The 22,088-nt window shown below is 41.1% G+C and carries 21 protein-coding genes; 8 read left to right on the top strand and 13 right to left on the bottom strand.

Translation table 11 applies throughout. The features are described from left to right. Positions 1 to 61: 61 nt before the first annotated feature. The 7 genes from secA to KJS69_RS23840 form a co-directional block, all read right to left on the bottom strand. A complete protein-coding gene (gene secA / locus KJS69_RS23870; protein ID WP_213586306.1) occupies positions 62 to 2,569 on the bottom strand; it encodes a preprotein translocase subunit SecA in 2,508 nt (835 codons plus the stop codon). Positions 2,570 to 2,729: 160 nt separating this feature from the next. After that, positions 2,730 to 3,284: a ribosome hibernation-promoting factor, HPF/YfiA family gene (hpf, locus tag KJS69_RS23865; RefSeq protein ID WP_213586305.1), complete on the bottom strand. Its 555-nt coding sequence runs from the start codon at positions 3,282 to 3,284 to the stop codon at positions 2,730 to 2,732. Positions 3,285 to 3,435: 151 nt separating this feature from the next. After that, entirely contained in the window at positions 3,436 to 3,633 is a 198-nt protein-coding gene (locus KJS69_RS23860; protein WP_213586304.1) for a cold shock domain-containing protein, read from the bottom strand. Positions 3,634 to 3,935: 302 nt separating this feature from the next. Then, complete coding sequence (gene fliT / locus KJS69_RS23855; protein ID WP_213586303.1) at positions 3,936 to 4,277, bottom strand: flagellar protein FliT; 342 nt, start codon at positions 4,275 to 4,277, stop codon at positions 3,936 to 3,938. Then, entirely contained in the window at positions 4,270 to 4,668 is a 399-nt protein-coding gene (gene fliS, locus KJS69_RS23850) for a flagellar export chaperone FliS (RefSeq protein ID WP_213586302.1), read from the bottom strand. The genes fliT and fliS overlap by 8 nt, the downstream gene beginning before the upstream one ends. A gap of 20 nt (positions 4,669 to 4,688) precedes the next feature. Further along, positions 4,689 to 6,194: a flagellar filament capping protein FliD gene (fliD, locus tag KJS69_RS23845; protein ID WP_213586301.1), complete on the bottom strand. Its 1,506-nt coding sequence runs from the start codon at positions 6,192 to 6,194 to the stop codon at positions 4,689 to 4,691. 27 nt (positions 6,195 to 6,221) lie between these two features. Next, positions 6,222 to 6,611, bottom strand: coding sequence for a flagellar protein FlaG (locus KJS69_RS23840; RefSeq protein WP_213586300.1), 390 nt, complete (start codon positions 6,609 to 6,611; stop codon positions 6,222 to 6,224). A gap of 246 nt (positions 6,612 to 6,857) precedes the next feature. Between KJS69_RS23840 and KJS69_RS23835 the strand changes: the two genes are divergently transcribed. The 8 genes from KJS69_RS23835 to KJS69_RS23800 are packed head-to-tail and all read left to right on the top strand — an operon-like array spanning position 6,858 to position 16,509. Next, entirely contained in the window at positions 6,858 to 8,600 is a 1,743-nt protein-coding gene (locus tag KJS69_RS23835) for a glycosyltransferase family 2 protein (protein WP_213586299.1), read from the top strand. Positions 8,601 to 8,622: 22 nt separating this feature from the next. After that, the gene (gene rfbF, locus KJS69_RS23830; RefSeq protein WP_213586298.1) at positions 8,623 to 9,402 is read left to right on the top strand and encodes a glucose-1-phosphate cytidylyltransferase; all 780 of its coding nucleotides are present in this window, start codon (positions 8,623 to 8,625) and stop codon (positions 9,400 to 9,402) included. Between the two features lie 40 nt (positions 9,403 to 9,442). Next, positions 9,443 to 10,531 (top strand): NAD-dependent epimerase/dehydratase family protein, encoded by a 1,089-nt coding sequence (locus KJS69_RS23825; protein ID WP_213586297.1) that lies wholly within the window; start codon positions 9,443 to 9,445, stop codon positions 10,529 to 10,531. Next, entirely contained in the window at positions 10,525 to 11,658 is a 1,134-nt protein-coding gene (locus KJS69_RS23820; RefSeq protein ID WP_213586296.1) for an FkbM family methyltransferase, read from the top strand. Before KJS69_RS23825 ends, KJS69_RS23820 begins: the two co-directional genes overlap by 7 nt. A 53-nt stretch (positions 11,659 to 11,711) precedes the next feature. Next, positions 11,712 to 12,893: a glycosyltransferase gene (locus tag KJS69_RS23815; protein WP_213586295.1), complete on the top strand. Its 1,182-nt coding sequence runs from the start codon at positions 11,712 to 11,714 to the stop codon at positions 12,891 to 12,893. A 23-nt stretch (positions 12,894 to 12,916) separates the two neighbouring features. Then, entirely contained in the window at positions 12,917 to 14,173 is a 1,257-nt protein-coding gene (locus KJS69_RS23810; protein WP_213586294.1) for a UDP-glucose dehydrogenase family protein, read from the top strand. A 12-nt stretch (positions 14,174 to 14,185) separates the two neighbouring features. Continuing rightward, positions 14,186 to 15,490: a glycosyltransferase family A protein gene (locus KJS69_RS23805; RefSeq protein ID WP_213586293.1), complete on the top strand. Its 1,305-nt coding sequence runs from the start codon at positions 14,186 to 14,188 to the stop codon at positions 15,488 to 15,490. 50 nt (positions 15,491 to 15,540) lie between these two features. Next, positions 15,541 to 16,509: a glycosyltransferase family 2 protein gene (locus KJS69_RS23800; RefSeq protein ID WP_213586292.1), complete on the top strand. Its 969-nt coding sequence runs from the start codon at positions 15,541 to 15,543 to the stop codon at positions 16,507 to 16,509. 180 nt (positions 16,510 to 16,689) lie between these two features. On the opposite strand, the gene KJS69_RS23795 is transcribed toward KJS69_RS23800, so the two are convergent. The 6 genes from KJS69_RS23795 to KJS69_RS23770 all read right to left on the bottom strand — a co-directional run bounded on the left by KJS69_RS23795 (position 16,690) and on the right by KJS69_RS23770 (position 22,082). After that, positions 16,690 to 17,754 carry a glycosyltransferase gene (locus tag KJS69_RS23795; protein WP_213586291.1) on the bottom strand — a complete coding sequence of 355 codons (1,065 nt, stop codon included), beginning with the start codon at positions 17,752 to 17,754 and terminating at the stop codon, positions 16,690 to 16,692. Between the two features lie 27 nt (positions 17,755 to 17,781). Then, positions 17,782 to 19,659, bottom strand: coding sequence for a TPR domain-containing glycosyltransferase (locus tag KJS69_RS23790; RefSeq protein ID WP_213586290.1), 1,878 nt, complete (start codon positions 19,657 to 19,659; stop codon positions 17,782 to 17,784). Between the two features lie 75 nt (positions 19,660 to 19,734). After that, positions 19,735 to 20,538, bottom strand: a complete 804-nt coding sequence (locus tag KJS69_RS23785) for a flagellin N-terminal helical domain-containing protein (protein WP_213586289.1) — start codon at positions 20,536 to 20,538, stop codon at positions 19,735 to 19,737. 205 nt (positions 20,539 to 20,743) lie between these two features. Further along, complete coding sequence (csrA, locus tag KJS69_RS23780) at positions 20,744 to 20,980, bottom strand: carbon storage regulator CsrA (protein WP_213586288.1); 237 nt, start codon at positions 20,978 to 20,980, stop codon at positions 20,744 to 20,746. Then, positions 20,961 to 21,431, bottom strand: coding sequence for a flagellar assembly protein FliW (fliW, locus tag KJS69_RS23775; protein ID WP_213586287.1), 471 nt, complete (start codon positions 21,429 to 21,431; stop codon positions 20,961 to 20,963). Before fliW ends, csrA begins: the two co-directional genes overlap by 20 nt. A gap of 81 nt (positions 21,432 to 21,512) precedes the next feature. Beyond that, entirely contained in the window at positions 21,513 to 22,082 is a 570-nt protein-coding gene (locus KJS69_RS23770; RefSeq protein WP_213586286.1) for a DUF6470 family protein, read from the bottom strand. Between the last annotated feature and the right edge of the window lie 6 nt (positions 22,083 to 22,088).

Genomic DNA, 22,088 nt, shown 5'->3' with positions numbered 1-22,088 from the left:
TCCCGGCAGCCACAACAGGTCAAGCGGCCACCGATGGAACTAATATGCTATTATTTAACCTTTATTTACCGCAGCACTGCTTATATTTTTTCCCGCTTCCGCAAGGACAAGCCTCATTGCGTCCGATTTTATCCTCTTTTTTGACAACCGGTCTTTTGGCCTGCGGTTCTCCGCTCGGGTCGACTGCCTGGCCTTCGGCCACCGCTTTTCTCTCCAGATTCGTTTCGACGTGAGCCTTCATAATATAGGTAGCGACCTCTTCCTGAATGCTCTCGATCATTTGCTGGAACATTTCGAACCCTTCGAATTGATATTCTCTCAGCGGATCTGTTCCGCCGTAGGCTCTCAAGTGAATCCCTTGCCGGAGCTGATCCATCGCATCGATGTGATCCATCCACTTGCTGTCTACCGCCCTGAGGACGACGACCTTTTCAAACTCCCGCATGTAGTCTTCGCCAATTTGCTGCTCTCTTTCCTCATACAGCTTCTGCATCTTCTCTTTAATATATTCGACGATTTCTTCCTTCTCTTTGCCCCACAGTTCATCGGCCGTAAGCGTTCCTTCCTGCAGGAAGGTAGAGTTGGAGTAATCGGCGACCGCCTGCAGATCCCATTCCTCGGGAACCTGGTCCCCCGGACAATGAGCCTCGATAATTCTCTCAATAACCGGATAGATCATGTTTAATGTAATCTCCCGGATATTTTCCGATTCGAGTACTTCCCGGCGCTGCTTATAGATGATGTTCCGCTGTTGATTCATAACGTCGTCATATTGAAGGACGATTTTACGAACATCGAAGTTATTGCCTTCCACCCGCTTCTGCGCGGATTCAATCGCCTTCGTAATAAGACGGCTTTCGATTTCCTGGTCTTCTTCAAACCCGAGCCGATCCATCATGCCCATGATATTCTCGGCGCCAAAACGGCGCATCAATTCATCCTCCAGCGAGAGGAAGAATTGAGACGAGCCCGGGTCGCCTTGACGGCCGGAACGTCCACGAAGCTGGTTGTCAATTCTCCGGCTTTCGTGTCTTTCCGTACCTATAATATGCAGACCGCCAAGCTCAGCCACTCCATCGCCTAACAAAATATCCGTTCCGCGGCCGGCCATGTTGGTAGCTATCGTCACCGAACCGGGCTGCCCGGCGCGAGATACAATCTCCGCCTCTTCGGCATGATACTTCGCATTCAGCACTTTATGCGATACGCCCTTCTTCTTAAGCATATCCGACAGACGCTCGGAGTTCTCAATCGAGACGGTACCAACCAGAACGGGCTGCTTATTCTGATGCTTCTCTACGATCTGATCCACAACCGCCCGGAATTTGCTGTTAATCGACTTATAGACGATATCCGGCATATCTTTACGGATCATCGGACGGTTCGTCGGCACGACGATAACCTCGAGGCCATAAATTTTCTTGAATTCCTCTTCTTCCGTTTTAGCCGTACCGGTCATACCCGCCAGCTTGCGATACATCCGGAAGTAGTTCTGGAACGTAATCGTCGCCAAGGTCATGCTCTCATTCTGAACCTTGAGCTTCTCCTTGGCTTCAATCGCTTGGTGCAAGCCTTCGCTGTAACGACGGCCGGTCATCAGCCGCCCTGTAAACTCGTCGACAATGACGACCTCATCCTCTTGCACGACGTAGTCGGTGTCCCTCTTCATAATGACGTGTGCTTTAAGAGCCTGAGTGACGTGATGATTGAGCGTCACATTCTGGTGATCGAATAAGTTCTCGATGCCAAATGCTCTCTCCGCCTTGGCAACCCCATCCTCGGTCAAGGCTACAGCACGCATTTTAATATCAATCGTATAATCCTCTTCTTCCTTCAATCCGCTCACAAACCGATCGGCCGCGTAATACAGATCGGTCGATTTGGCCGCTTGTCCGGATATGATCAGAGGCGTACGCGCTTCATCGATCAGAATGGAGTCCACTTCGTCGATAATAGCAAAGTTTAAAGGACGCTGGACCATCTGCTCCTTGTACAGGACCATGTTATCCCGCAAATAGTCGAAGCCGAACTCATTGTTCGTCCCATAAGTAATATCGCATGCGTAAGCCGCTTGCTTCTCCGCATGGTCCATATTATTCAGGTTAAGCCCGACGGTCATGCCCAAGAAGTTATAGATTTGCCCCATTTCCTCACAGCCGACGGTAGCCAGATAATCATTCACGGTGACGAGGTGAACACCCTTGCCGGAAAGCGCGTTAAGATAAACCGGCAGGGTAGCGACCAGCGTCTTTCCTTCTCCGGTCTTCATCTCCGCTATGCGGCCTTCGTGAAGAACCATTCCCCCTATAAGCTGAACGTCAAAATGACGCTTGCCCAGAGTCCGCTTGGAAGCTTCACGCACGGTGGCATAGGCTTCCGGAAGCAGATCGTCAAGCGTTTCCCCTTTATCTAACCGCGATTTAAATTCGTCGGTCTTGGAACGCAGCTGCTCATCCGACAGGACCTCGAATTTCGGCTCCAGTTGATTGATCTGGTCTACGGTTTTGAGCATTCTTTTTATTTCACGTTCATTTGAATCGCCAAATATTTTTTTTACAAGTCCAAGCATGGGTTTACCCCTTTCACAAGTGAAAATTCACAAAAGACAAGTATACAGAAATTGTAACAGTTTGCTCTTAAAGCCGCAACAACCGGAAAGAAAAGGGGGCTGCCCTGTAACTTAAAAAGCCCGATCCCCCTTAGAGAGGAACAGGCTTTGGAAATAATTGCTATTTAGCAGGTTCAATCAAACCATAAGTACCATCCTGACGCCGGTATACGACATTGACATTCTCCGAATCGTCAGTATTGGAGAAGACGAAGAAACTGTGGCCTACCATGTTCATCTGGAGAATGGCCTCTTCCACATCCATAGGCTTCAGGTTAAAGCGCTTGGTGCGGACCAGTTCGAAATCTTCCTCTTCTTCATGAATTCGTCCCTGGGACGCCGGATCTTCCACGAAATAATTCTTCAATCCGTTCTCCTGACGGAGCTTGCGGTTTACTCTCGTTTTATATTTGCGGATTTGTCGTTCCAGTTTGTCCACAACCAGATCAATGGATGCGTACATGTCGCTGCCTCTGACCTCAGCCCTTAACATAACGCCAGTAAGAGGGATAGTTACTTCCACGTTCTGTTTGTCTTTGATCACGCTTAAGGTTACGTTGGCTTCGGAAGCAAGCGGACTCTCAAAGTACCTTTCGATCTTGTCCAGCTTCTTCTGAACGTATTCCCTCAATGCGTTGGTCACTTCAATGTTCTTGCCGCGAATGTTATATTTCATGGTAACAACTCCTCCCTTCTACCTTCATTATAATCCATTTGACGTCGCACTTCAAAGCAAATAAGCATGAAAAAACCCCGGAAAATCCGGGGGTTAAGTGCTATCTTTTATAAGTAACTTTTGTATTAAGCAGCGGCTGTCAGCCGGAGAATCAGATTTTGGTTACGTTAGCTGCTTGAGGACCGCGAGCGCCTTCTACAATATCGAATTCTACAGCCTGTCCCTCGTCCAAAGACTTGAAACCCTCTTGTTGAATCGCTGAGAAGTGTACGAATACGTCCCCGCCCTCATCCGTCTCAATGAAACCGTATCCTTTTTCTGCGTTAAACCATTTCACTTTACCTTGCATTCGGAACATTCCCTTCCTTATTCAAATAAATGTGAAGCGCATTCACAACTTGACTATACCACTCGTGTCAATTGATTGTCAATAATATACAATTGGGACCAAATTATCAGAAAATACACAATTCACATTTCATCAACTCTTTTATTCACAGGATGAAACCTTATTTTCATTAGTTATTCACAAAGTTATGCACATTATCCACAGGTTGAGGATAACTGATTGTGTGTATATCTCAGTCCTGTCGGAGCCAAATCATGCAAAAAAATAACCGCCGGAAGGTCTCCAACGGTAATTGATGTGGATTAATTTTTTTTGTCGAACATAAATGCGTCCGGAGAAACTTGAGGCTCATAAGCTGCCCTTTGCCTCTTGGCTTGAGCACTTTTCCCCAAATGCTGTTCCGCTTCCGTTTTTAGTTTGTGGATAACAGCCTCAATTGCAGAATCGTAGCTTAAAACGCGGGCGATTTTATTTTTGTACGGCTCAACATCTTGATTATCTTTTAAAGTCCACTTCTGTCGAATGGATAGAACTAATTTTTCTCTATCTTCGACAAATTTCTCGACTTCCTCGTAAGTAGCTTGATCCATTCGTTCCACGAATTGAACCGTCAGAAGATCCAATTCGTCAATCAGCTTATCCATAGGGACCGCCTGCGGGCTTAGCAGCATTTATGCTTCTGGCCGCTTGTACCCATGTTTCTTTCATTTCCGTCAGAAAACCTAGTACTTCCTCAACAGGCTCCTTTTGCTTTCCCATATTGGCTGCAATTAACTGATGGTTCCAATAATCGTAGATTTGTCGTAAATCCTGAGATAGAGGAATGTTCATATCGAGAGTCACGATTAATTCATTGATGATCGCCTGGGCCTTAACCAAGTTGGTGTTTACTAGCTGGAGGTCGTTCTGCTCCAGCCCATGAATCGCCAGCTTGCAAAAACGGATACAGCCATCATACAGCATGATCAGCAGCTGTGCAGGAGTCGCCGTCTGAACGGTATGATTCAAATACTTATTCTGTGGCGTAGAAATCATAGCTGTCACTCCTTCAATTATTATCCACCGAAGGCATTCATCAGGAAACCGGACTGAGCATTAAACTTGTTCATGGCTACTTCCATAGCGGTAAATTGTCTATAATAACGGTTCTCCAACGTCAATAATTTTCTATTTGTATCCTTAATTTTCAGATCCAGACTCTTTAATTCTTTTCCAATAACACTTTCCTCATTCAATGGGGCTTCCAGCGCGTCGGTAAATCTAGAAGTTCCCGCTTTTTCAAACAAAGAATCGAGAGTCGCTTTAACATCATCGTACATTTTTTGAAAAATTCCTTGTGTGTTCTTGGGCGTATTGCCATCCGCATCCGGTGTTCCTTTTGAAGTGAATAAGGCAATGACATCCTCCGGATTCTTCTCGAGCATATCTCTTAATTTAGCTTCATCTTTAAGTACAAGCTTTCCTTTATCTTCCCATTTGCCCGTCGTTATCCCGACCTCGTCTAGGATGATCTTAATGTCGTTGCCATCCGCATCCTTACCGATGGTTACCGGGGACATAATGTCCAGCCTCAGATCGGAGATCATCTTTTTCAAAATGCTGTCGTTACGGAGTAAGCCACTTTGGGCCTTCTCTTCCCAGCGTTTAATGTCATCTTCCTTTAATTCTTTTTTCTGATCGCTGGTTAATGGTTGAAAGTCGCGGTACTTTTTCTCTTCCACCGTATCGTTTAGTAATTTAAGTAGTGAGTTATAATCTTCTATGAAAGATTTAATCGTGTCGACTACTTTATCTGCATCCATGGAAGTAGTAATCATGGAAGATTGCGTTCCGGTAGGAGCATGGAGTGTAATTTCGACTCCATTGACCATAAAGGTATTGCTGGAGCGGGTGGTTTTTATACCGTTGATCGTTACGGATGCATCTGTACCCGGTTCGAAAGAGTTCAATTTAAAAATTTCAACCAACGGATTATTATCTCCGAAGGAGATGTTGCCGTCAGTGTTTATTTTTCCTGTTTCTTTAGAAATCATAGACATACGCCCGGATTGGGAGTCAAAAAAAGCCGTTACTTTGGCGTCTTTATTATTGTTAATTTTATTTATCACTGTTTGAATCGTATCATCCGGACTTAACTCTATTATTGCTCCATTTATGGTAATTTCTCCAATAGTACCTGAGTGAAGGTCACTTAATTTTATATCATTAGGGTTTATATTAGTCCCTATACTTTCTCCTGTGGCTCTGGCTGCTGATGCAAGGCTCTCCACTTGAATCTCTATAGAGCCTGCTGTTGAACCAGATACTGCTTTGGCTGAAACAGCTGCTGTATTTCCGGTAACCGTCGATTTCAAAGCGCCTAATGTGCTGTTCATATTGAGATTAAATAGCTTATTGTTACGGAAATCGACAAGCTTCGAGTTGATTTCCCTATACTTCTCCCTCTGCCATTCTATGGTTTGTTTCTGTTGAGTTAATTTATCCAGCGGCTTCCGGTGAGCCTGCATCAATTCTTTTACCATCTTATCGATGTCCATTCCGGAAAATCCATTAATCCGCACTCTTATCCCTCCACTTCATCGTTAGCATTAGCGGCGCTCGTCGATCAGAATGCCCGCAAACTCCATCATTTTTGCTACCAGATCCAACGTTTTCTCCGGTGGAATCTCCCGAATGAGGTCACCGGAATCCCGATCAAGCACTTTGACCATAACGGCATTCGTCTTCTCATGCACGGATACTTCAAACATCGTATACGGGCCTTCCATTGCTTTGATCGCCCGTTCAATCGCTCTCATTAATTGAGCATCGCTAATGGAAATCTTCTCTCCCTGAAGCTCTGCCTGATGTATGTTCTTAATTCTCCTCAACTGATCCGAGTTAGCAGTTGTGGATAGGTCCGATTCTTGGCTTCTTTCTTTAGGGAAGGATGTCCCCGTAACAGACCCGACAGGGCCAATTTGCAGGTTAGAGGCCATGAAGTTTACCTCCTGAAAGATATACATTTTAATGTATATATCGGTTAAACGGGGCTAATGTGTTAGAAGTTTTAGAAAATAATTTGATTTTATATTATTTGCCCCAGCTGTATCCCCATTTATTTTATTCCATTTATTTCTATGGGGGAAATTAATTAATCATCTTTAGAATAGGATGCTTTCTACCGATATATATAATACGTGACCTATAAGTCGATGACACGTTCCATAAAGGAGAAACTTCAATTGGATAAGAAAACACCGGCAGTAACTATACAAACACTTGCTTATAATGTAGAGAATTATATTGTTGAATGTGCAGAGAGCGTGCTAAACCAATCATTTGCCAACTTCGAGTGGGTAGTATTGGATAATGGAAGTACAGATAGAACAAGTGAGATTCTAGAAGGCTATGCAAGAAAAGATGGCAGAATAAAATTATTCAAAAACGAAAGAAACTCTATTGTTTTTAATGAACCATTTAATCCTGAATTTGTTGAATATTGCAGCAGCTTGCAATCGGAATATTGGTGCGTATTGGATAGTGACGACTTTCTTCATCGTGATTTTTTGAAAGAAATGTATACAGCCGCTATAGAGCATGACGCGGATATCGCTGTCGGCGGGACAGAGATGTTCCAGGAGGAGAATATTCAAATGCGAGGTACGCGTTGTCCTCCTGATTTTTATACCGATGATATTACTAGTTTAGCTAAAATGCTCCCGCAAATTTACGGATGCTTTAGACCGATTTGGGGGAAATTATTTAAAGTTTCTACGATTAGCAAACGATTGGAATATAGAAATACAAGACCAGTAAATTTGGTTAATGGCAAAGATACGGTCATATGTTTCGATTTTTTACGTGTCTCTAAATCGGTTGTCGGCCTGAATAAAGTCCTGCACTATTATAGAATGAGAAAAAACTCCTTGTACAACGCACAGATTGATAAAACAAGGTATCTCGACTATAAAATAATTTATGATGAGAGCAGATCGCTGTTAAAATCGTGGAACCAACTGACGGACCAAAATTTGAATTTCATCGCCAATGTATTATACGCATCGCTAAAGGATTGTTTTGAAGTTGCTGCCAAAGCTACGTCTACCTCCATCCAAGATAGACTAGAGGTAATAGAGACCATATTATCCGATCGGGCTGTCTATCAAGTCCTTGAAGACAACGGATTAATAAACAATATTTTTATAGACGTTCAAAATAGTATTGACCAAATAATCGATAACATGAACGAGCCTGAGCCTGCCCATGTGGCTAATCACTATTTATGCCGCCTGTTCAGGTCTATAAACATGGCGGCTTCGCCGCGAGCAAATATTCCCAACGCCTTTTTGCTCTATCTCTCGTCTATATGCGACCAAAACAATAAACATCAATTTGGAGCCATGTTACTGCCAAGCTTCCTTTCACTTACGGGGAAGGACTTCCTTGTAAAGGACAAGGACCATCCTATTAAGAATGAATTCCTGGCTTCAGATCCTGAATTGCTTCGTGCTTTAATTAACTCCGATTATGCCCAAGCAACCAATATCTGTATCCGGTATGTAGGAAATGAAAATTATGATCAGCTTAAATCACTGATAAATAAATATAGTACTAAACCGATGGATCTTAACCCTATATCAAAAGCAAATGATTTTGTTAAAACATTTATTTCAGAAGAAAATTATGAAAAAGCAGCTGAACTGCTTCTTCAAATACTCAATGTTTGCCCGCTTGATAAGGAAGCGCTTTGCAGTAAATTATACCTCCTGACATTAAACGGAGACTTGCTTACAGCGCTTGAAACCGCGACAGTATTGAGAGTGTTTTATGCCGACGATTCCAATGCATTGACATTAGCAGCACAAGCTTGTTTTAATGCAGGGCTAAAAGCAGAAGCTAGAAAACTTTATCACCAAGCAGCAGAGGCTTGCAAAGATGATTCGACTCGAATCATGATTCAAAGGGAATTAGAAACCATCTATTAGAAAAGGGAAGTGGACTTTAAGTATGAAGGTCGTTATCTTAGCCGGAGGATATGGAACAAGAATAAGTGAAGAAAGTCATTTAAGACCAAAACCTATGATTGAAATAGGCGGAAGGCCCATATTGTGGCATATTATGAAAATTTATAGCCACTATGGCTATAACGATTTTGTAATCTGTCTTGGTTACAAGGGGTATGTAATAAAAGAGTTTTTTGCCGATTACTATCTGCACACATCGGACGTAACCTTTGATTTTGTCAATAAAAACATGCTGACAATCCATAATAATGTGTCGGAGCCTTGGCGTGTAACCCTTGTGGACACAGGGCTGGATACGATGACAGGCGGCCGGATAAAGAGAATTAAGAAATATGTAGATAATGAACGATTTATGTTAACGTACGGCGATGGAGTATCTGATGTTGATATAAAGGCGCTCGAAGAATATCATACCAATTCCAATGGATATATTACTATGACTGCAATTCAACCAGGTGGTCGTTTTGGAGTGCTCGATATAGAAGACGTGACAAATCGAGTGGAACGTTTCACAGAGAAATCAAAAGAGGATGGCGGATGGATCAATGGCGGATTCATGGTCGTCGAACCGCAAGTTTTTGACTATATTGAAAACGACCAGACTATCTTTGAAAGTAATACGTTGGTTAAAATTGCCGAAGAGGGAAAATTGAGCGCCTATAAGCACTACGGCTTCTGGCAATGCATGGATACTCAACGTGACAAAGGAGTCCTCGAACAGCTTTGGAAGGAGCATAAGGCTCCATGGAAACTGTGGGACTGATGCCGCATTGCCAAATGAATGATAAGGAGATAACAGGTAGATGGGAATTCCAGTCATTACGAAACAGGATATCGATTTGATTTATCGTTCTTTATCAGACATAGATAAACAAAGACTTGCAGAATCGACTGTCTTAATAACAGGATTTGCAGGTTCCCTCGGTTATACATTGCTGCATTTTTTTCTTGAATATGGTGAACGGCTCGGTATAAAAAAAGTGTACGGTATCGACAATTATATGTTCGGGAAGCCAAGTTGGCTCGATCGAATAATTGAGCATCCGCTATTCGATCTGCGCAAACTCGATGTAATTACATGTGATTTTGATTTTGCCAAGAGTTCTAATCTTATTTTCCATATGGCTTCTCTTGCATCACCGGTTTATTATCGGCAGCATCCGATTGAAACTATTGACGCGGATGTTACAGGTCTCCGGCGTTTACTTGATTTTTATAAGAATAATCAAATTAAAGGTTTTCTATTTTACTCCAGCAGTGAGATATATGGTGATCCAGACCCTTCACAAATCCCTACTCATGAGAGCTACTGGGGGAATGTAAATACATCTGGGCCAAGAGCCTGCTATGACGAATCCAAACGCTTTGGAGAAACATTATGTTATAACTTTGCCCGTCAATACAACATGCCGATTACTATTGTCCGACCTTTCAATAATTACGGTCCAGGAATGAGAATTAATGATCAAAGAGTGGTGGCCGATTTCGCGAAAGCAGTAATTAATCGCGAAGATTTAATTATCTACTCGGATGGCAAGCCTACTCGCACATTTGATTATATAGCCGATGCTACAGTGGGGTATATCAAATGTGCCTTATACGGAAAATTCGATATATTTAACATTGGCTCCGATAGTCCTGAGCTTTCCATTCTTCAGTTAGCAGAATTGTATCAGAAAATCGGTCGGGAGTTTTTAGATTATAGAGGCGACATTCGGTTTGACATTCATCCAGACAAAGATTATTTAACAGATAACCCTAATCGTCGCTGTCCGGATATATCCAAAGCAAGGAAATTACTTCAATTCGAACCGAGAGTTCATATTGAGGATGGGATCAAAAGATATTTGAATTACCTAAACGAATGCGACAGGAGAGAAATTGAATGGTAGATCAATTTTCTATAAATAAGATTTCGAATAGCCCAAATCAAATTGAACTTCTGCTAAACAATTGCTCCCATCTATTAAAAAACAAGAACAAACCTATTATATTGTTCGGCACAGGCATTATTGGATTAATAAATCTGGAATATTTCAAAAAATTCAATCTCTCCGGGCAATTGCTTTTTTGCGATAATAATCCTAGTAAATGGGGGTGTCGAATAGAAGGATTCCCTGTTATTAGCTTCGAAGAGCTGAGGACCAAATATAGTGATAGCTATATTATTATCACATCCTTTAAATATCGCGAACAAATATTCCAACAACTGAAGGAACACTATTTGCATAATAATGTTGTCGAGCCCTCAGCAAATAATGTCATAGTATCGGAAACTCCTTTTTTTGAAAATTTTAAAGATTACTTTAATGTCGTCAACAACCATCTAGCTAAGTTTTCTGAAGTTTACAATCTACTCGCTGACGAATATTCGCGAAAAGTTTTTTACGATAGAATCAATTATTGTATTACAGCTGACAATCAATATCTAATCCCTTTACAAAGCCATTCCCCTCAATACTTTGATCCGGAAATCTTAACTCTAACCGAGAATGAAATTTTTATAGATGGTGGTGCTTATACAGGAGACACGGTTATTGAATTTCTCAAAGTCACAAACGGCAACTTTGCCAAGATCTACTCATTCGAACCCGAAAAAACAAAGCATCAACAATTTATGGACAAATTTTCTCAAGACAGCAACATTAAGCTGCTTCCCTATGGTCTTTGGAGGAAACATGGAGTTTTGCGTTTCCAATCAACAAATTCCGGCACCAGCCAAATCAGCAATGAAGGGAATATCCAAATTCCCGTTACATCGATTGATGAAATACTGAACGGTGATCCCGTAACATTTATTAAGATGGATATTGAAGGAGCTGAGTTGGAAGCACTCAAAGGTGCACAAGACAGCATTCGGAAATATAGGCCTAAATTAGCGATCTGTGTCTATCACAATCCGCTTGATATTGTGGAAATTCCGATATTTTTAAATAATCTCGTTCCAGAATATAAATTTTATTTGCGACACTATAACAATAGTTCCTCGGAAACCGTTTGTTACGCAACCATTGAGTAAATTTCTGAAAACTTTGCATGAGACAATAGCTATTTCAATGAACGAGGGGAAATATGGACAAGAATCCAAACAGAGTTCTATTTGTAAGTGGAGTACCTATTGATATAGGCGGTATAGAAAAGTCCATAATGGATATTTATCGGGGAATCGAAAGGGAAAAGCTGTTAATCGATTTCGTTGTAAGAAAACCGCAAAAAGGCCGATTTCATAATGAAATTGAATCATACGGCGGTAAAATTTTTAATCTGTTTGAAAAAACTAAGCATAAAGGGAATAAAAAATGGAGTGTCTATATGGATTTTTACTCCATATACAGTTTCTACAAAATATTAAAAAATAACGGCCCTTACAGTGCTGTACATATTGTGTACCCGCATCTTGATGGTTTTGTAATCATAGCCGCTAAATTGGCAGGCGTACCCGTTAGAATTGTTCATAGTAGAAACACTGGATTTGACGAAACAAAAAAACTTAATCTGATGAGAGTTTTAACCAGAAAGCTGCGAATAGTATTCTGCAAACGATACGCTACCCATATTTGGGGATGTTCACGGGCAGCCTGCGAGTATTTATTCGGTAAAGATATCATGAAGGATAATAGGGCAGAGGTCCCCGAAAATCCCGTAAACATAAAAAAATTTATGGCAAAACCATGCGATAAAACAGAAGCCTGTAAGCAGCTTAATGTTGCTTCTGAGAATATTAATTTTATCCATGTAGGAAGATATGCGCCGCAAAAAAATCAAATCTTCCTTCTCAATTTTTTTGCAGAAATGGTAAAAAAGCGAGATGATTTGCATCTATTGCTTACCGGACCGGGTCCTCTCGAAGGTGAAATAAAACATCATATTAAAACACTTAAACTTGAAAATCACGTTACCATGCTTGATAGCAATACCGATATTCCTCTTGCTTTGGCAGCATCCGATTATTTTTTGCTGCCTTCTATATATGAAGGCTTTGGCAATGTACTCATTGAAGCACAAGCGGCGGGCGTCCCTTGCTTCGTATCTACTGCTTGCCAACCGGAACCAAATCTAGGTCTTGTTGATTACATTCCGCTTGAGAAGGGTGAAAAATATTGGGCAGAATACATTCTATCTATTATAGAAAAGCATGACAGTAGAGTAGTTGACATAGACCGTCTTAATGATTACTCCGTTGACACCGTAGCACCGCGTATGCAACGTGTTTATTTAGAGGGCATCCGGTACAAAGAAGCATCTTCTAACTAATAATATGAAAAGGACGTCTATCCATGCAATATACCATTACAGTATTTGGTCTAGGTTTCGTCGGTCTTACTACTTCCTTGGCCTTCGCCGAGAAAAACCATAAAGTTTACGGTTTTGATATTAATCACCAGAGAGTGCACTTGATTAGATCTGGTAAACTACCTTTTGCTGAACCAGGATTAGACAGTGCACTAATACGTCATATCGATAAAAATTTTTCAATTACAAATGACGTCGAAGCCGCAGTTCAGGCAAGCGACTTTGTTTTTTTATGTGTGGGTACACCTAGCGATGAACAAGGAGCGGCCGATTTAAGGTATATTTATTCGGCCATTGATCTATTTTCAACGATTCTGAACGATGGAAAACATCGTGTTATCGTTGTCAAATCTACCGTTCCCCCGTCCACGACAAAAGAGCGGATTATTCCCTATTTTATAGAAAAGGGATTGACTCCAGGTGAAAATTTTAGTGTCGCGAATAACCCGGAGTTTTTACGGGAAGGAAAATGCTGGGATGACGCCATTCATGCTGATCGTATTGTTTGCGGTGTCTCGGATGCTTTAGGAGAGAGTATGCTTCGATCGTTATATAGCGAATTTGATGCCCCATTCTTCCCCGTCTCTCTTAATACAGGCGAGTTTATTAAATATTTATCTAATACGCTTCTAGCAACTATGATCAGTTATTCAAATGAAATGTCCAAAATAGCAGATGTTATTGGAGATATTCAGATCAAAGAAGCATTTCGGATCCTCCACTTGGATAAACGCTGGAATGGAAGTAATATGGCTTCCTATGTATATCCGGGATGTGGGTATGGCGGCTATTGTCTTCCGAAGGATACCCGAGCCATGCATGCGCAAGCCGTATCTAAAGGATATGACCCGCTTTTGCTGCAGAATGTAATCGAGATCAATGAATCGATGCCTCGTTATATGGCGGACAAGATTAAGCAAGCGGCCAAGCCTTCCAACAGAATTGGAATTCTTGGTTTATCTTTTAAACCCGGTTCAGACGATGTTCGGGATAGTTCATCAGCGAAAATCATTTCACTTTTATTAGATGCCGGTTATAACAATATTCTTGCATTCGATCCTGTTGCCAACGAGGCCTTTGATAGACAATATAACTTTAAAGAAATTACTTATTGTAATAGCTTAAAGAGTATATGTGAAAGCTCAGACATTCTTGTTATCATTACTGCTTGGGATAGTTTTGCTGGAATAGACAGAAAGTATCCTGACAAATTAATAATCGATTGCAGATATTTCCTTTGAGGTGATCAGATATTGCCGTTGTTAAGTATAATCATACCTGTCTATAACGTGGAAAAATATATTAATGACTGTCTCGAAAGTATACTTAATCAAACTTTCAGCGACTATGAAATTATATTAGTCGATAATGCCTCCACGGATAATAGCGGCCGAATATGTGACAAATATGCAGCAAATTACACATCCATTAAAGCCATACATCTTAAATCAAATCTTCTTCCCGCAGGGGCAAGGAACGCCGGTTTACATATAGCGACCGGGGAATATGTACACTTCTGCGACAGCGATGATGTTTATGTAAAGGACGCATTCTCTCATATTACTAATTTGCTAAAGGGCTCCTCTCCTTCCGCAATTATCGGGCAATTTATTTGCATGCCTGAAAAAGGGGCTTTTGTATGTAATGATATACAGCTAGACCCGAAAATCATTGAAAACAGCAACTCAAGTGATATGGCCAAATATTTGCTCAGTTTGCCTAACTTACTGTGCACACCATGGAGACTCATTGTTAAGCGGGATATGCTAGTATCCAATCACATTATGTTTCCAGAAGGCTGTCACTCGGAGGATGAGGAATGGTTCCCCAGGGTGATTTGCTGCTCTGACTCGTTTAGTTTGCTTACCGAGCCTTTCTACTGCTATCGCCCCCGGGCTACAGGTTCGATAACATCTATTAAAACTTATGCTAACAGTAAATCTCATCTAACCGTAGCTTTGAACTTACTCCGGTTTTTGAAAGAAAAAAAATACACGGATAACCGTTGCCATCTTATTTATTCCCGTGTTCGTTTTTTGCTAGGTTTATTCGCAACGCGGGTCGACACATTGGATACGGAACAACTGCATGAGTCATCTGATATTTTGGAAAGAAACAGGGACATTCTCGCCATGTTAAGTGATATACCCGAAAAAATAGATTTGTATAACTTTATAAACAATTACGGGGAATACCTGGGACTCTGTTTGTATCGCACATTTACAATTGAAAAAACTCTTGAACTGATTTATGGAAAAGAGCAAAAAGATATCTATATATTTCCTACGGGATATAATGGAGAAGGTACTGCACGGATATTACAACAAGCGGGTTATCACGTTAAAGGCTTTCTAGATAATAGTGAATTCAAAGATGGCTCTCAGATTAATGGACTGCCGGTAAGTAAGCCAGGTATCCTTAATAACCGCTCGTCTGACAGTACCAATGATATATTTGTAATCGTGTCAACACAAAGCCCGCATGCTGCAGATTCTATAACCAGGCAGCTTAAGGACTTTGGACTTAGCGACTCTCAATTTGCAAGCAGAATCTATTGAATATCGATGACTTCAACGAAACCAGCAGTATAAATTGAGGAAGTGGAATCATGCGTAACCGACTACCTGCAATCAGTGTTATTATGTCCACATATAACCGAAAATCATTTCTTTCCCGGTCTATAGAAAGTCTACTCGCACAGTCATTTGAAAGCTTTGAGTTTATTCTAATTAACAACGGTTCTACGGATGGCAGTGATCAAGTCTGCGAGGAATATGCAAAGCGGGACAATAGAATAAAATTGTTCCATATTATCCAAAATAATGGGGCCCCCGCTGGAAGAAACAAAGGGCTTGAATTAGCCTCATGCGATTACGTTACCATTATAGATGATGATGATTATTGCGAGCCTCAAATGCTCGAGTTTTTATGGAATTTATCTAATAGACATCATGCCGATATTGCCATCTGCGGCAGTTGGAACGATTATAACGGTGAATTAGAGCCCTACTTTGTATTTGAGGATTTACTGGTTCTAAATAAAGTACAGGGGCTTGACGAGCTATTAAAGCGAGAAAAATATAATGTAGCTCCCCCTGCCAAGTTATTTAGGAAAGAGCTGTTCAAAGGCATAAACTTTAAAGAGAACGTGCTTGTGGACGATATTCATATTATATATAAAGTATTTGCAAAAGCTAATACTGTGGCAGCCAAAGGAGTCCCTCTGTACCGCTTTACCAAGCATTGCGGAAATATGACGAGTTTCATTCAAACTAATAAGCTATCTCCTGATCTATTGGAAGAGTATCTTGCAGCTTTTCATGAACGGACGTTATTTTTAAGCAAAGCTGTTCCGGAAATTACGGCAAGAGCAAAATATTCTGAATGGTCCTATATGATCTCCATGTGTGAAAAAATTATTAAATACGATCTAACTGAATGTATGGACTTGTTTAATTCCATGGTTTGCGCTCTACAACAACATTACAACGAAGTGATAACTTGTCCATTTACGACGATAAAGGAAAAGGAGCTGCTTCAACAATATATCGCTGCTACTCCTAACAAAATCATATAAAGGAAAAGATGTCTTCGGTTAAGCGCAGATCACTGAAGACATCTTTTTCATAAACTATATGAACCTTTCAGAAGGCTACCGCTGGTTTGGTTGACGCAGTATGCATTATAAAACTACCAGTACATGATGATGGCCTTTTCTAGCTGCTGTATCACCGATGAGATTGGCAACGAGCAAGTACTAATGATTTAGAGCTGCTAAACGATTTAGGGCAGGCCTATAATTGTATTTCTCGGCTTCCTTATAATACCTAATGGCTTCTTGTGTATCCCCTGTTGTTTCATAAAACACTCCCAAATTGTAGGCGGCCGCATAGCTGCCCGTTCCTTCCACGGTGAGGTATTTGGATGTTTCTCCAATCTCGAGTGCCTTGATGTAATTTGATTGAATTTGGAGGAGCAGATGAAGGTACTTGGACACATCACTTGATACCAGGTTCATATAGAATAGACCGCATACAAAATAAAAATCCGGAAAATCCCTCATCCGGGTTTCTTCCGATTGTATAATCTCCAATCCCTTCTGCATATTCCCATACTTCATTATATTATATAAATAATCAACCACAACATTAGGGTAATAATTCTCGTATCCGCTTAGGTAAGTGTACGAAAGGACATAATGTTTATTCGCATTTTCATAGTCAGAAATTCCATAATATTCTTTAGCTGTTTGATAGTGTAAATAGGGATCATCTGGATAATCCTGAATTTCACTTAGCAGAAGTGCCAAATTTCTTTCGGATTTGTCGGTCTTGTAATATCCGTCATGAGCTACTTCCAGCTCACAATCTACACGGGGTAGAGCAGAATCAATCTGTTCATGAATCCTTCCTTTATAAAAAATGCCTCTTGGAATGAGACGGGAAGTATAGCAGTGGGTGTAGCTTTCTTCCCCGTCAAAAAATGAACTGGTAATACGGATACGGCCAATGGCTTGTTGATTGTCCATAATTGTATTTAGCTGCTGACGATTCCCTTTAGTTACCCACTCATCCGCATCTAATATTAAGTTCCAGTCTCCCGTCGATTTACTTAAAGCGAAATTTCGAGCCTCGGAAAAATGGTTATTCCATGGATATTGGAACAACTTCACATTGTAGGCTTTCGCTATTTCTAACGTGCTATCTTCCGAACCGGTATCCACAATGACGATTTCATCCACTAGCGCTTGTACACTCTTCAGGCAACGTTCTAGCTTTTTCTCTTCATTCCTGACAATCATGACTAGTGACAGCTTTATCAAAATATCTCCCCTTTCCACCTTCCATGTTTATTCCGCCATAGCCGCCCATTTTGACAAGGGATACTTCGTTTGCAATGCCTGCTTAGATTTATGCATATGATGTTTGTCGCCTTGATTTTTCAATAAACGAATCAGCCTGGTATAGGAAGCCATGTCGGGCTTAAATTTAACCAGATCGGTATAACAATCCCTAGCGTCTTTGTAATATCCGCACTTCATACAGATATCGCCTAATAATTGCAGCAAATCGGGGTTATGGGGCTCAGCACGCAAGCCTGGAAGAATTAAATCTACTGCCGGTTCCGAGAAATTATAGTCATACATAAGTTTGGAAAAGAGATAACGATACCTGGCCGAAATTCCGCTCAGTTGGGTAGATAAGTATTCAAACCAGTCAAATTCTTGCAACAGGATGAACCCTCGACCAAGCTCTAACAAATTAGCCTCCAATGAAGATGATGAAGTCAGACTTTGAAGCGGTTCTTTGTTCATAATAGCCTTAATGGCTTTGAATTCTTTATCGCTTAGATTGATTATCGCTCTGAACATCTGTAATAACTGAAAATCCTGGGTAAGGATGCCTAGCAGTAATACATCTTTACCATTATCCTCACGTACTTCCCCGATGTCATGCCACAGCTTTCGCGCCTCATCATATTGGCCAGCATATTGATAAGCAACTGCTATCACGCAATTATCAACTTTAAAATTACCCGATTGAATCACTTGCAATAGATCAGGATGTCTGATGCTATATAGCAAAGAAAATAGGGTGTTATAATCGATTGAATTCGGGGCAATAGAATTTAGCGTTGAAATTATCTCCGTGCCAGTCTTATGTCGGTATCGCATCCATTGGACCAACATCAACATGGAATACATGTAATTTCTATTTAGCTTCAAGGACCTGACGATGGCTTGATACGCTTCCTCCTCATCCCCTAACTCTAGGTGCACCTGAGCCATTAAATATTCCACCAAAAAAGATTCAACCCTTTGGGTAAAAGTAGATCGTCGACCTCCTTCTATCTCCAAAAATTGTTTGTAGCATATTAATGCATCTTCATAATGTTCCATCTGCTTATACAAATTTCCCTGAACGGCATAAAGATCAGCATGTGACGGATATACTGCAATGGCATCTTTAGCTAAACGAAGTCCCTCTTCATATCGTTTCAAATGCGTTAAGCAGATCACCATTTGTGATAGCAAATCAGGTATATACGAACGATCTTTTCCCAAACCAAATGCATCTTGAAACGCAGAAAGGGCTTTCTTATAGCTTCCTTCCTGGGCGTATTGATTCCCCAAATTATATAGATTAAATCCAGTTCGATTCTGTTGAACCTCTTGGATAAGAATCTCCATGTTACGTTTATGTTTCTTTTTCTCTTTATAAATGTTAGCCATATAACCCGTATGGTGAATTAAGACCTCTGCAGTTCCACCGTGAACATTTGGTTCACTAATATCTATTTGTTCGTGAATTCTACCTATATACTTAAGTTCAGGTCTTCTTTTGAAAAGCCTGACGCTTTTATGAGCAACGGATAATCCGTCGGTTTTATAATTGCGAATATTTACATAATAAAAATCAAGTTTACTAGATAGTGCCTCTACGAAATCCGTTCGATCATCTAAATATTCATCCGCATCCAATTGCAGAATGTAATCTTTAGTAGCATACATTATGGACTTGTTTCTCGCGGAAGCAAAGTCCTGTTTCCACTCATGATAAATAACGCGAGCATTAAAAGACTCGGCAATATTAACTGTTCTATCTGTTGACCCAGTGTCTACTATGACGATTTCATCCACATGTCCTTGAACGCTTCTTAAACATCTCTCCAAACAATCTTCCTCGTCTTTGACAATCATACATAAAGATATGCTAGGCCTATTCATTCTTATACCTCATTCGTCTATTGATTGAAAAAAGAGACCTTAGAAAAACTAAGGTCTCTATAATTGAAAATCGGATTAACGAAGCAACTGCAGAACGCCTTGCGGCTGCTGGTTCGCTTGAGCCAGCATAGCTTGGGAAGCTTGCAGAAGAATGTTGTTCTTCGACAGAGCGACCATTTCTTTAGCCATGTCCGTATCGCGGATCCGGGATTCAGCTGCAGATAAGTTCTCGGAAGTTGTTCCCAAGTTATTAACGGTATGCTCCAAACGGTTTTGGTACGCACCAAGCTGAGCGCGAGCAGCGCTGATATTGTCAATAGCCGCATCAATATTGGAAATTGTGGCTTCGCTTACATCAACCGTTTCAAGGCTAATCGATCCCATTTCGGTTCCCAAATTAACCAATGTCATAGTCATTGTATCGCCATCTGCATGGTTGATTTGAATACTAATGCTAGATTGAGTGCCATCCAACAACTTGATATCGTTGAAAGAAGTTTTGTCTTGAATGTTGGCAATTTCTTCAATCAGATTTGTCAGCTCTTTATCGATATTAGCCTTATCTTGAGTATTGTAAGTGCCGTTTTCCTTCTGAACTGCAAGCTCTTTCATACGAGTAAGCATAGCGGATACTTCGTTCATGGCACCTTCGGCGGTTTGGATCAGAGAGATTCCGTCTTGGGAATTGCGTTGAGCTTGCTCCATACCACGGATTTGGCCTCTCATTTTCTCGGAGATGGACAGCCCAGCCGCATCGTCAGCCGCACGGTTGATGCGAAGACCGGAAGAGAGCTTCTCCATGTTCTTGCCAGCGTTCAGATTGTTCATACCCATTTGGCGATGGGTGTTCAATGCAGTAATATTGTGGTTGATAATCATTGTATACTTCCTCCTTGAAGTGTTGTTTACCCACATCCTTGTGGTTTCCCGATTACCAGGTCGGCCGCCCCGGTAACAGGCTCTATATTTTATATCGTATTATTTTCACCAATTTATAAAGGTCGATAATCAGGCATATTCTCCTATTATTCCAATATTTTCGCCATATCCAGGCATTTATCTATCTGTTTTCTATGTTTATCTTCTATTTCCTATCTCTTTCATTCCACATTCGATTCAATTCCGACAAGTCGATTTCGTTAGAAGAAGCCTCTGTATTAGCCTGGCGAATAGCCTGATATACTTCTTTTCGGTAAACTTCTATCTCCTTAGAGGCGACAATGCCCACTTTAACCGTATCTCCTTCCGTTCCCAGAATAACCATTTCAATCTGATCTCCTATCATAATGGACTCGCCTTTTTTACGGGTGAGAACGAGCATCGCTATCCCCCCTTGTATCTATTGCCGTGGTTGGAAGCAACGGATGCTTTGTTTGGTATGAAGTATTATGAAGTACGAATTGTTTAGCCTTCTTTGACTTAGCATTAACGATTATCGGTGCCATTAAATTCATTGTAGCCTCTTGGAGTCGGTTAGTTACCGTCACAATTACCCATACGCTAATATCCTCATTGCTCTTGATCTGCAGTTCTTCTTTCTGATGATCTGTAACCTCGAACTGATACTGAGGGTTAAACAGAAAAGGATCGGTAACAATGAAGGCCAGTTCCCCCCACTCCAGGGATTGCAGATAAGCAAATGGCTGCGAGTCCTCAGGGTAAATCAGCACATATTTAGACAGTTCCTCGAAACCCGGAATTCCTTGGGTAAAATAGATTATAGAGCTCTCTTCAATATCCAATTCTCCAAAACGACTTGTTGTAATTTTCATTCTAATCCCCTCTCGTTTATCAATCTGCCGTACAAAAAGAAAAAGCCATAGTTATGTACTATAGCTAGATTATATATCGCACTATCGTTTCGTATCCACTTGTGGCGGGATGATTTCCAGTTGGGCGTATTGTCGCATGTAAATATCAAGTTTCCCTCGTTCATATTCAATTTCTGGCCGGTTAGGACGGGAGTATATATCCACTCCACCTTCTATCATCCTGATGATTGGCTTATGCGTTGTAATGTATACATCCACATTATCAAAAGATGCCGGTCCAAAGTATTGAACCTTGGCATGATTATATTGGGCAGACTCCGCGGAATCGGCTATAGCATTCGTTCTCACATGTATAGCAGCCATTCGATTCCCCTTCTCCACCATCAAGGCGATGCCTTCCAACAGAATATCCGGCATTTGAGAATAAATGCGATTATTAAACCTCTCATATTTTCCTCCATTAATGGCATCCCAGGCCCGGTTCTGATCTACTTCAAATTCCATTGGAGGGCTCTCTATTTCTAATTGTGCGGCCGTTGTTTGAATCTCCAACGTTGCCTTCGGCTGTCGAATCGTATACTGTCCCAAATCGGCGTCAATCCCGATCTTGCCGTATTGCTGACGTATCTGAATAGAAGGAAAAGGAATCATGCGACC

Origin of the sequence: Paenibacillus sp. J2TS4 (genome assembly GCF_018403245.1) — a bacterium.
Lineage (GTDB): Bacteria > Bacillota > Bacilli > Paenibacillales > NBRC-103111 > Paenibacillus_L.
This window is presented reverse-complemented; position numbering and strand designations above follow the sequence as displayed.